This is a genomic window from Prevotella sp. oral taxon 376, assembly GCF_003043945.1.
Classification (GTDB): domain Bacteria; phylum Bacteroidota; class Bacteroidia; order Bacteroidales; family Bacteroidaceae; genus Prevotella.
The window spans coordinates 126,330-138,282 of sequence record NZ_PYXG01000002.1 but is presented as its reverse complement, the minus strand read 5'-3'; the positions used below and the strand labels follow the sequence as shown (position 1 = coordinate 138,282).

The 11,953-nt window shown below is 46.8% G+C and carries 8 protein-coding genes and 4 tRNA genes; 8 read left to right on the top strand and 4 right to left on the bottom strand.

Annotation, left to right across the window (positions count from 1 at the left end; genetic code table 11):
• Positions 1-16: 16 nt before the first annotated feature.
• The 3 genes from C7120_RS10040 to C7120_RS10030 form a co-directional block, all read right to left on the bottom strand.
• Positions 17-1,234 carry a M48 family metallopeptidase gene (locus C7120_RS10040; RefSeq protein WP_107621557.1) on the bottom strand — a complete coding sequence of 406 codons (1,218 nt, stop codon included), beginning with the start codon at positions 1,232-1,234 and terminating at the stop codon, positions 17-19.
• A 512-nt stretch (positions 1,235-1,746) separates the two neighbouring features.
• Positions 1,747-1,817, bottom strand: a tRNA-Gly gene (locus tag C7120_RS10035).
• A gap of 28 nt (positions 1,818-1,845) precedes the next feature.
• Positions 1,846-1,921, bottom strand: a tRNA-Thr gene (locus C7120_RS10030).
• Positions 1,922-2,214: 293 nt separating this feature from the next.
• Between C7120_RS10030 and C7120_RS10025 the strand changes: the two genes are divergently transcribed.
• The 3 genes from C7120_RS10025 (at position 2,215) to C7120_RS10015 (ending at position 5,053) form a co-directional block, all read left to right on the top strand.
• Positions 2,215-2,287: transfer RNA gene (locus C7120_RS10025), tRNA-Lys, on the top strand.
• Between the two features lie 31 nt (positions 2,288-2,318).
• Positions 2,319-2,391: transfer RNA gene (locus C7120_RS10020), tRNA-Lys, on the top strand.
• Positions 2,392-2,527: 136 nt separating this feature from the next.
• A complete protein-coding gene (locus tag C7120_RS10015; protein ID WP_107621556.1) occupies positions 2,528-5,053 on the top strand; it encodes an ATP-dependent Clp protease ATP-binding subunit in 2,526 nt (841 codons plus the stop codon).
• Positions 5,054-5,216: 163 nt separating this feature from the next.
• Here C7120_RS10015 and C7120_RS10010 read toward each other — a convergent pair whose 3' ends face one another.
• Positions 5,217-7,685, bottom strand: coding sequence for a DUF4982 domain-containing protein (locus tag C7120_RS10010; RefSeq protein ID WP_107621925.1), 2,469 nt, complete (start codon positions 7,683-7,685; stop codon positions 5,217-5,219).
• A gap of 913 nt (positions 7,686-8,598) precedes the next feature.
• On the opposite strand from C7120_RS10010, the gene C7120_RS10000 reads away from it, so the two are divergent.
• The 5 genes from C7120_RS10000 to rpmA all read left to right on the top strand — a co-directional run bounded on the left by C7120_RS10000 (position 8,599) and on the right by rpmA (position 11,846).
• The gene (locus C7120_RS10000) at positions 8,599-8,781 is read left to right on the top strand and encodes a hypothetical protein (protein ID WP_107621924.1); all 183 of its coding nucleotides are present in this window, start codon (positions 8,599-8,601) and stop codon (positions 8,779-8,781) included.
• A 22-nt stretch (positions 8,782-8,803) separates the two neighbouring features.
• Positions 8,804-10,474 carry a hypothetical protein gene (locus tag C7120_RS09995; RefSeq protein WP_107621923.1) on the top strand — a complete coding sequence of 557 codons (1,671 nt, stop codon included), beginning with the start codon at positions 8,804-8,806 and terminating at the stop codon, positions 10,472-10,474.
• Positions 10,475-10,821: 347 nt separating this feature from the next.
• Entirely contained in the window at positions 10,822-11,019 is a 198-nt protein-coding gene (locus C7120_RS14370) for a hypothetical protein (protein WP_107621554.1), read from the top strand.
• Positions 11,020-11,220: 201 nt separating this feature from the next.
• Positions 11,221-11,538 (top strand): 50S ribosomal protein L21, encoded by a 318-nt coding sequence (rplU, locus tag C7120_RS09985; RefSeq protein WP_092110612.1) that lies wholly within the window; start codon positions 11,221-11,223, stop codon positions 11,536-11,538.
• Positions 11,539-11,555: 17 nt separating this feature from the next.
• Complete coding sequence (rpmA, locus tag C7120_RS09980; protein ID WP_107621553.1) at positions 11,556-11,846, top strand: 50S ribosomal protein L27; 291 nt, start codon at positions 11,556-11,558, stop codon at positions 11,844-11,846.
• Positions 11,847-11,953 lie beyond the last annotated feature (107 nt).

Genomic DNA, 11,953 nt, shown 5'->3' with positions numbered 1-11,953 from the left:
GATTGGTTTATACTATTTATTTAATTAAAGTCTCAAGTTCTTTTGTACGGGCATCGTTTTCGCCATACAAGGAATAGTAGCACTGAAGTAATGGATATGCCCAATTGGCATGCTGACGATCAGGATCAATCTGGCGGCATTTTTCCAAATAAGGCAGACTTTCTGCATAAAGATTCTTCTGATCTTGTACGCTCTGGCTGGCAGCAGCCTTTGCATTGATGCAGAAACCCATATAGGCATAAACCAACGGCTCATCATCTTTTACGGAGAGCGCTTTCTTGAATCCAGCAATGGCTTCGTCATACTTCTGGGCGTTCATGTCTGTCTGGGCTTTCATTGCCAACGCGGTATAATTGTTCGGATCTTTCGCAAGACGATCCTCTATCATCTTTGTCCCTCGCTCTGGCTGACCGAGCGACTGGTAGAGGGAGGTCAGCTGACCAAACACCACATCACTTTCCGGATTCTTCACATAGAGTTCTTCCAAAGTCTTTTCAAATTTCAATGAATCCTCTCTGTTCTTCAGACCTTGAGACGCAAAGAATATCTTCATGTCCAGAGCCTGTTTATAAGTAGATGTATCTTCCAGCGCAATATCTACATATTTGTTGGCCAAGTCGATATCCTTTGTCTGGTAAGCATAAACAGCCGCAACACGGGACACCTCACCTAAATACTCATCCGGACGCTTCGACTGATCAATACCGCTGAACAGGCTGCTCTTGTTGCTATCTACATATGTACTAAAGACTTTTAGTGCCAAGTTCTTGTCCTTTTCTCCAATCCCCTGACCGTACATAATCAACTGTGTACGGATAGGCCACAAGCGGTTAGCATTCGCATCATGAAATTTAGGTTTGACCTTGCCCTTTACATTCGGGAGAATGTCGTATTTTTCACATTCAAGACCATTCAGAACTGCATCATAGCAAGCCTTCTCATAGCCGATTGTATCAACAGGGACGAGCTTTCCTGTCTTCAACTGATCAACCATCTGGTTATTTTGCATGGCCTCTTGTTCCTTTGAGACCTTTTCCATAGCAAGGTCAGTAAGTTTATTATAGGCCGCGGCTTTCTCTTCGTTGCCCATAAGAGAATTGAGGCTTGACTTAACTAAAGCTTCAGCCTCGTCAAAGGTTTTTGCTTTCAAAATGGCTTTCAAGGCATCACTTTGAGCGGCAAAAGCTACTGATGTGCCAAGCATCATCAGAACCAAGATCATTAACTTCTTCATATTCGTTTTGTTTTAAAGGTTTATTGTCGTTCTACTTACTCCAGAGCCGCATAAAGCCCTACATGAGATGTTCTCCAAGCTGAAATTCTCATCTAAATTATATACTGCGGATATATTTTTCCATATAGATCAGTCAGCCCGTTTCAAGTTTCAAAGATACAATATTTTTTTTATATCGCCTTATTTCTTTTCTAAAAACACACTTTATTTTACGATAATTTAGTTTTTCACACCAAAACTCGACATTGACTTTCCCCATCAAGGTTGGCTTGAATTCATGAGGGAATGTGAATAGGGTCCAGTTTCTTTATTTTAAAACATGAAGATGTCATGTGAATCAATTTGAAGATAACATATACATAGATGCATAAGAAACGGGGCTGTGACACAAAGACTTTCGCTAAAAGATCCCAAGTCTTTATCCATCAAACATTTTGCAGCAATAAAAGCCCCATCAAACAAACGGGCCCTCTTCTCAAATCTCAAGAAGGGAGCCCGCCGTTAAACCCATGAGCGGAATACGGGAGTCGAACCCGCCTCCCAGGCTTGGGAAGCCCGTGCACTACCGATGTGCTAATTCCGCGAATATGCCATGCATTCAAAGTTACCTTTGGAGCCGATACCGGGACTCGAACCCGGGACCTACGCATTACGAATGCGTTGCTCTACCAACTGAGCCATATCGGCGAATACGGCTGCAAAGATAGCTATTTTTTCTGTAATAAAAAACAAAACCGGATATTTTTTTCCTTTCCGCCCTTCTTTTATGGAAAATCCCCATTCCTATTTGAATAAGGTCCTGCTTATCTCGCAACATGGTTTATAAGCCTACATATTATAAATATAGATACCGTTATACAGTCATTTTGCGATGAAAAATAATTCCAAAAAAAACAAAGAAATATTTGGTGGTTTCCTCAAATAGTAGTACCTTTGCACACGCAATTCGAAAACTACACTTCGAAGAGCAACGGCAGAATGCACCCTTAGCTCAGTTGGTAGAGCAACTGACTCTTAATCAGTGGGTCTAGGGTTCGAATCCCTAAGGGTGTACAACCGCTGTCAATACAGAGAAGATTCATGAGCACCCTTAGCTCAGTTGGTAGAGCAACTGACTCTTAATCAGTGGGTCTAGGGTTCGAATCCCTAAGGGTGTACGATGGCTAAGGCAACCGGAAAAATCGGGTTGCCTTAGCTTTTTAGTTATTTTTGGCACAACATTTGCCTATATTATGCAGGAAATAAGTATATTTGCAACAACGATATTAGAAAAAGAAAGGATAAAAGAGAGATATGACTAGTCAATTTTCACCTAAAGTTTCCGAAATTCTTGCATTTTCACGTGAAGAGGCGACAAGGTTGGCCAGTCGGTCAGTCGGGCCAGAGCATTTGCTGCTCGGAATTCTGAGGGAAAAGACGGGGATCATCCCCGACCTCTTCGCTCGCATGAATGTAAATATCCAGTCAGTCAAGACTGAACTCGAGCTGCGTGTCCGCGAAGATGAGCTTAACGAACCGATTGTTACAGCGGAGCTCGTGCTTAACGAAAAGGCCAGCAACATTCTTAAACTGGCCGTTTTGGAGGCCCGGGTACAACATACCCAGATGGTGGACATCCACCACCTTCTACTTGCCATCCTGCATGATCAGGTGAATAACGGCGCAAAGGAAATACTTGAATTCAACAATATAAATTACGAGAATACCCTTGCGTACCTGCAAAAGCAGACAAGCACACATGATGGGATCGGACTGCCGGACGATGATGAGATGGACGAAAACGACGGGGCTACCGACAACAACAAGGGACAACAACGACAAACTGTCACCCAAACAAGCCGACAAAATGGCAAAACCCCGGTATTGGATAACTTTTCCACTGATCTCACGCTTGCTGCCGAAAAAGACAAGCTCGACCCCGTGGTGGGCCGAGAGAAGGAAATTCAACGGGTCATCGAGATTATCGGCCGCCGGAAGAAGAACAATCCGATTCTCATTGGCGAGCCGGGAGTCGGCAAAAGTGCCATTGTTGAAGGACTTGCCCAACTTATCGCTAAGAAGAAGACCTCTCCGGCCTTGTTCAACAAGCGGCTGGTCAGCCTCGACATGACGGCCATCGTCGCGGGAACCAAATATCGTGGCCAATTCGAGGAGCGTATTCGTGCGCTGCTTAAAGAGCTGGAACAAAATTCCGACATCATCATCTTCATCGATGAGATACACACCTTGATCGGTGCGGGCAGCACGCCCGGGAGTATGGATGCGGCAAATATCATGAAGCCGGCTTTGGCACGAGGAACCATTCAGTGTATTGGCGCCACCACTTTAGACGAATACCGTAATTCCATCGAGAAAGACGGGGCCCTGGAAAGGCGCTTCCAAAAAGTGCTCGTAGAGCCCACGACGGCCGAAGAAACCCTGCAAATACTTCGCAATATCAAAGACAGATACGAAAGCCATCATCATGTGAACTATACGGATGAGGCGCTGCAGGCCTGCGTGAAGCTTACCGACCGGTATGTCAACGACCGCTTCTTCCCCGACAAGGCCATTGACGCAATGGACGAGGTGGGTTCCAGAATACACCTTCAGAATGCCGTGATCCCACCGGAAATTACGGAGAAGGAGAGGCTGATTGAGGATTTGAAACTGAAGAAACAGCAAGCTGTGAAGAATCAAAACTTTGAATTGGCAGCGGGCTTCCGCGACAAACAGCTCGAATCCGAGGCCGAACTCGTCCAATTACAGCAGCAATGGAAAAACGGAGACACGACCAATCGTGTTGAAATCACAGACAAAGAGGTGGCCGATGTCGTCTCCATGATGACCGGAGTGCCTGTCCAGAAAATGGCACAAGCCGAAGGCATTCGCCTGAAAGGCATGGCTGATGAGCTCCGGAAGGCCGTGATAGCCCAAGACGCGGCCATTAACAAGATGGTCAAGGCCATCCAGCGCAACCGTGTGGGACTGAAGGAGCCGAATCATCCCATCGGCGTCTTCATGTTTTTGGGCCCCACCGGAGTTGGCAAAACCTATCTCGCAAAGAAACTTGCAGAATTCATGTTCGGTTCTCCTGAGGCCCTCATCCGCATCGACATGAGCGAGTACACGGAGAGTTTCAATGTGTCAAGACTCATCGGGGCTCCCCCAGGATATGTCGGATATGAAGAAGGCGGACAGCTTACGGAACGAGTCCGCCGCCATCCCTACTCCATCGTACTTCTCGACGAGATCGAAAAGGCGCACGGGAATGTATTCAACCTCTTGCTGCAGGTGCTCGACGAGGGTCGTCTCACCGATGGCAACGGCCGCCTGATAGACTTCCGCAACACCGTCATCATCATGACCTCAAACGCGGGAACCCGCCAACTGAAGGAGTTCGGACATGGAATCGGGTTCAACGCGAGCGGTTCTACCGGCCTCAGCATCAACGAGGAAGACAAGCAATACGCCCGATCCGTCATCCAGAAGAGCTTGAGCAAGCAGTTTGCGCCCGAGTTTCTCAATCGTCTCGACGAGATTATCACCTTCGACCAGCTGGATATCAATGCCATCAAGCAGATTATCAATATCGATTTGAGCGATCTGTTTAAAAGGGTTGAAGACATGGGATATCATCTTCAGATCACCGACAAGGCCAAAGAATTCGTCGCCTCGAAAGGCTATGATGTGCAGTTTGGGGCCCGGCCTTTAAAGAGAGCCATCCAAAATTATATCGAGGACGGCCTCTCGGAACTCATTCTCTCGGGCGATCTCAAGCCCGGGGATACGATTTCCATTGGAAAGAATCCTAACAAGGAAGAGCTCACATTCAGGTAAGCTGTCGTTCCAAGCACAGCAACAGGATACTTCCGAATGTGTTACCAGTCGTTGATGACGGCATTACAAACAGCCTGTAACAGGATTACCAGCCGCTGGTAAGGGTGTTACAAGCTGTTTGTAATTCATTCAAAGGCACTCGCTCTTCCTTCTCCGGCGCTCTTCATTCACCACGGAATGTAGTCTTGATTCGACCATCCGTTACCTCCAGCCTATAATGCCCGTTCGGTTGGGTTCTCTTGAGGGTGATGACGAGTTTCCCCTTAAACAGCTTCATCCGCGGCTTCGTGAAGGATTCCAGACTCGTGGCATCGCCATTGCATACAGCCTTAAACTCCGCATTGCCACTCACGAAGAAACTCAAGTCCCTATCGGCATCGGGCACTTCGACGCCTTTTTTGTCTACGGCACTGATCGTAAGATACACCAAGTCGCTGCCATCATAGGAGGAAGGCTCCTTGGAAACATCGACGCGATATCCCGCCACGATGCCTGCGGTGCGGCGCACATCCTCGCCAATCTCGTTTCCCATTGAGTCGTAGACCACGACACGCAGTTCGCCGGGCTCATAGCGCACATGATTCCAGCGCAGGCGATATCTGTCCAACAGGGGACAGGCATTCACGCTATCGGGTTCCATGTCCCATGCATGCTTTGAAAAGTCTTTCTTGATTCGGCCTTGCGACTTGCCGTTGATGAACAATTCGCCCTCAACTCCATCTGTATAACAATACACCGGCGTAACCTTCCCTTCCCGTCCCGGCCATGTCCAATGAGGAAGCAGGTGAACGGTGTGGTTCTTCTTGTTCCATTGTGAGCGGTAAAGGTAATACCTATCCTTCGGAATCCCTGCCAAATCGCAGATTCCGAAGTAGCTGGAACGCGAAGGCCAGTACTCATCATAGGGAGTAGGCTCACCCAAATAGTCAAATCCCGTCCACACAAACTGCCCTATCGTCCACGAATAATCATCCTGCATCATGAAGTCTGTCTCCGGCAAATTGCTCCATGGGCAATACTGATTGTCATAGCCGTTCACCTGTCCGTCAGAATAAGTTATATCCTTGTTTACCGCAACGGGAAACTTGTACACTCCACGGCTGCTTACAGTAGAGGCCGTCTCAGAACCAAGGAGGAACCCTTGGGGAAGCTCATCGTGTCCCTTGATGTATCTATGCACTCGATAGTTAAATCCGGGCACATCCATCACTTGTGCGAATCCCGATTCCAGGGCATTGTCCACTTGGTCTAATCCCTGGGTTACCATGCGCGTGGAATCCAGCCTATGGCAAATATCCTGCAAATGCCGGGCATACATCACACCCTCTTCACTCCCCTGCTCCGGTATCTCGTTTCCGATGCTATACATAATCAGGGAGGGATGGTTGCGATGATTCAAGACGAGATTGGCAATGTCTTTGTCGGCCCATTCCTTGAAAAAGCGTGCATAGCCGTTCTTACACTTCGGATAGATCCACATGTCGAAACTCTCGGCCATGACCATCATGCCCAATGAGTCGTAGACTTCCATTTGCATCGTAGAGGGCATGTTGTGCGCAGTTCGTATGGCATCACACCCCATATCCTTTAAGATTTTTACCTGGCGAATGAGGGCATCCTTGTTGACTGCTGCCCCTAAGGGACCCAAATCATGGTGCAGGCAAACTCCCCGAAGCTTTCTTGACTCGCCGTTTAATTGCAGTCCCCGTTCCTTGTCTATCTTCACGATACGCACCCCCACCTTTTTTACCAGCTCGTCAAACAGGGTGTTATCACAATATAGCTGGCAAACAAGCGTATAGAGAGAGGGCGTTTCCGGAGACCACAACCGTGGACTTGGTATCTTTATCCGTGCACGAGCCTTGTCCTCCTTGTCCAATGAGACATCTTGCGAAGCCATTTCTTTCCCCTTATCATCTAAAAGCATGAACCTGACAAATGCGGGCATATCCTCAAATTGCAAGGCATTGACGGCCTGTATGTCTATGCCCACAACCGCCTCGTTGGCATTCTGGCTTATGGTGCGGAAATAAACAGACCAGTCGTCCAGACGACAATCACTTGAACTGACCAGTCGCACAGGGCGATACAGTCCGGCCCCAGGATACCAGCGACTGCTTTCCTCCATGTTCCGCAGATGCACGAGCACCTCGTTCTTTTCTCCATTATTATTTAAATAAGGTGAAATGTCCACGCGAAAAGCATTATATCCATAAGGCCAATATCCTGCACGCATGCCATTTACATAGACCATGGGCTCCGACATGGCACCATCGAACCAAAGTTCCGTGTGCGACCTAAAATCATAAACGCCGTCGTCTGCCGGCGGAATCACGACAGAAGTCCTGTACCAGCCCTCCCCAATCCAGGGAAGAGCTCCCGAACGACCGGTTTTCTCCGTAGCCAGAGTTTCGCCGTTCTGAACAATTGCCACCTTCTGCAAGTCCCATTTTTTGTCAAAAGGGCCATTGATTGCCCAATCATGAGGCACTTTTACCGATTCCCAGTGCAGACTATCGTGGGAGAACTCCCAGTTTTCAAGGCTCACATCATATCTCACCTGCGATGAGACAAGAAGGTCTGGAACGGTAAGGCAAAAAACAAGTAGCCCGATTTTAAAGAGTTTCTTCATCATACGCATATTATGTATATAGTGGCAAAAATACAAAAAAAATAACGATTATTATTATTTGCATGAAGAATTACACTAACAAAAAGGAGTTGTGTGGGCGCACAATCTGAATTTTCAAAAAAGTTTCTTTAAAAATTTGGAATTTTCAGAAAAACATATTACTTTTGTTCTCGTTATCCTGAAAACAATCTTTTTACCTTAAAGAAAGCTAATACCTATTGAATGTGGAGCGATTGACTGTGAAGTTCATCGCTTTTTTGTTTCCCCATATTTTCCCGAATCGTAGAAGTGTCGGTTTCTCCCCTATTTCACCGGCATCAACTGTCCTCTTGTAATACTTCGGTCAAGGAATCCGTCGCATATCATATTTCCTTTCACAGAATCGGTGATCTCATCTCGCGGAATCACGATTTTGCCGTGCGGTTTCACCGACTTTGTCGCATCTTTGAAGGCCTTTGATATGCCCCCTTGCTTCCCTAAAGGCCCAGAATCAACCCAAATCAGAAGCTGCGCTCTTTCCAATTAGAAGTGCAACATCTCTGAGATAAGATAACATTTCTTTCGTAATTCTTTGGTTATTCTAAAAAAATGTTATACCTTTGCCGTTGTGAGTAATGGCAACATGACATATCGAACAGGTATAAAGGGTGTAAGCCTTGAGCAGAAGAGCGGTAACTTTTCCGCGATTTTTATGCCCGATTATTTGGTCAATCCAAATAATTTGCTAACACACACAGGAGAGAGACCTATCTAACTACATAAATTCATACTTTTTCGTACGCGCGTGTGAGAAGCGTGTCCCCCATCAACAAAGGGCTCTATGGAGTTCCCTTTGTTCGTTTCGTCGTGCCTTTTCGGCAAGGGACGAAAAGCAAAATAAGACCAAAATTATTCATTAAAATATATGAAAGTTATGAGAAAGAAGACAAGTGATTTAACCGATTGGGTTCGGCCGTACGAGGCACCGCAGATCGAGACGATCGAGGTGCAGGTCGAACGGTTTATCTGCACATCCGTGCGCCCGAACCCAGGTTCGCAACAAGAAGACTGGGACGCCGACGAGGATGTCGACGGAGGAGAATACGAATTTGAATAATGAAAATTTAAAGCAAATGACAATGAGAAAGAATACGATTTTATCAGTGATAACCGGCGCGGCCCTGCTGCTATTCGTAGCAGCTTGCAGCAACAGCGACGACAGCATCAACGGGAACAACAACGAACAGAAAGAACCGACACAAACGGTTCAGTTCAGTTTTACCGATGAAGACTTCGGCGAAGACGAGGCATTAACCAGAGCCACAGGGGCAGCAGAAGCGAAACCGCAAACAATAGATATGGGCGACTGCGAAGCCGAGATCAGCGTAGAGAGCGAGCCGGCGGCAAAGAAGACCCGCGGCGCTCAAACCCCGGCCAACGGCCACTACACCATCCGCGCCTACCAAGCCGGCGTGCTGAAAGGCGAAATGAGCGGCACCTTCAGCGGAGGCAACTTCACTCCTGACGGCGGTTCGCAAAAGAGCTTCAGATTGCCCTACGGCACTTACGACTTCGTTGCGTTCAACGACGATGTAACCGTTAGCGGTAATGAACTGACCGTAACACGCAACAAGGTACAAACAACACGAATGGGCGCAACCACCATCAACATTACCGGTAGCGCAGATGTGCACGTGAATTTCTCGATGAAGCATGTCGGTGCCCGCCTGCGCACTCAATTCGTTTGCCAGAAACATATCCCTACTGCTATCACGGCTACCCTTGAAGCCACAGCCACCAATGTAATTCCTGTGAGTGTAACCTACAATCCCACAACAAAAGCCTACACCGGAACTCCTGGCGCTATAGCCGCAGAATCCAACAATTCACCAGCTAGTATCCAGGGCAAATACTGGGGGTCGAGGTTCGGTCAAAACTATACTTACACTTCTACATGCACCGATTATCACTACTTTCTCCCCACCACCGAAACCTCTAACCTGAAACTTAGCTTTTCGGCAGGCACCCTCTTCTGGAAACCGCTTACAGCTACCATCCCTCAACTCAATACTACGCTATCAATGCAGCCGGGAAAATCATACCTCGTCAAAATCAAGCTCAAACCTAACTACACTTACCTCATGAGCGACGGAACCACCGGTCATTTTAAAGACACCGCTTTTGGCGGTGCCCCTACAGCAACAGCAAAAACGCCCATTGCTCTGGTATTAGACAAAGATAATCATATGGCTATCGCCTTAAACGATGCCAATGGCGGAGCTACAGTGAGGTGGTGTACAAACACGTATTACAATACACAAACCAACACGCACATGGTAACAAACATGGATGATGCTTTAAATAGCCAAGCCGCCAGCGGTATTGACGAAACATGGAATTCCAGTTACAGCACAGGAAGTATCGGCGTAAAAGCAACCAATCCCGATTTTCTTCCTTTTAAAGCTGCTGCCGATTACAATCCTGGCGTAGCTTATTCCGGTTCACCTGCACTACAATGGTACCTGCCATCGTATAGCGATTTTAAATGGCTATTCCCCTTGGGCTTTGTTGATATACCAGCTATAACTGAGTCTTATCACAGCTACTACTGGTATGGCTACTTGGCAGAGGTCGCCTTTACTCAAGTGGGGGGAACTGAATTAGCAAGTTCAAAGCAGTATTGGTCGAGTTCTGAGAATAATACTACTAGCGCTGGCTTTTGCGCCCCGAGCACCTCCTTCTTAAATTGGGGCGCAAACTTCAAGTATTATACTAGGGGCTACCATGTCCGCCCCTTCGTGAAGTACTAAACTAAGAGGTAAAAAGCAGATGGATGTAGCAGCAGAGACTCTGCTCGCTCTTTCCAATTAGAAGTGCAACATCTCCGAGATAAGATGCCAATGAAAACCACCGTGGTGGTTTTCATTGCGGCAGGGGGCACGATGCCCCCAAGAGCATCGGCGGATAACTTAAGTAATACAAAAAAGGAGAAGGACTTTCGCCCTTCTCCCTAAAATTAATTAATTTTGTAAATGCTCACTTATTTTCATCGCTGATACGATTGGTGTGTCAGTCAGCACTGATGCCGTGAGCGAAAACGCAATTCCAACGCGAAGGGAGTTTATGACGGGCATCTGGCCGTGTTGAGGACAAAGAGGTGCAAGGCGCAAAAATCCAGATACCCAACCGCATGTCCATCGATGACAGGCCTGCCCACGCCAATGGTCAGACCTTGGGTGACTGGAAGACGGATACCATTGTCGGAAAGAATGGCAAGGGAGCGATTGTTACCTTGGTGGAAAGGAAGACAATAGGCCCAGAAAGAAAAACAGATTTGTCAAGCCAAAAGACATGATTAAGGAAGAAATATATTAAATTTGTACTTGCTTATGGAATCCGCCGTTAATTTCTCTTAAAATTAAGATTTCTGATTGCCTGCATCACCCTACTTTCAACTTTTATTATTAATTTTGCATCCGATTTAGTTCGTATAGGCTCGAAAAAGTTCCGATATAAGGTCGGGCGCCTTGCGGAAAAACCCGTTTATAAAATTAAAATGTACGCAATTGTAGAAATTAACGGTCAACAGTTCAAGGCTGAAGAAGGCAAAAAGCTCTTCGTGCATCACATTAAAGATGTAGAGGCTGGTAAGACTGTTGAATTTGACAAAGTGCTCCTCTTAGATAATGAGGGAACTGTCAAAGTGGGCGCACCCACGGTAGAGGGCGCAAAAGTTGTAGTAGAAGTAGTGAACCCTCTTGTCAAGGGAGACAAGGTCATCGTCTTCAAGATGAAGCGTCGTAAGGACTATCGTAAGAAAAACGGTCATCGCGCTCAGTTCACAGAAGTTGAAGTTAAACAAGTAATCGCTTAAATCAAGGAGGATTAGAAATGGCACATAAGAAAGGTGTAGGTAGTTCTAAGAACGGACGCGAGTCAGCTTCTCAGAGATTAGGCGTTAAGATTTGGGGAGGCCAGAAGATTGTAGCAGGCAACATTATCGTTCGCCAGCGCGGTAACAAGCACTTCCCCGGAGAAAATGTAGCTCAAGGTAAAGATGATACCCTTTATGCTCTTACCGACGGTGTGGTTTATTTCCACAAAGGTCGCAGAGATAAGAGTACAGTCTCAGTCCTCTCACCAGAGGCTTACGCTGAGAAAACAAAGAAGGCTGAAGTTTAATACAACCAACAAAACTTATTCCACACAAATAAATAGAATGCCAATCTTCAACCCGAAGATTGGCATTCTTCATTAGTAAATGTCTCTCGAGAATCCCAAAGGAAACA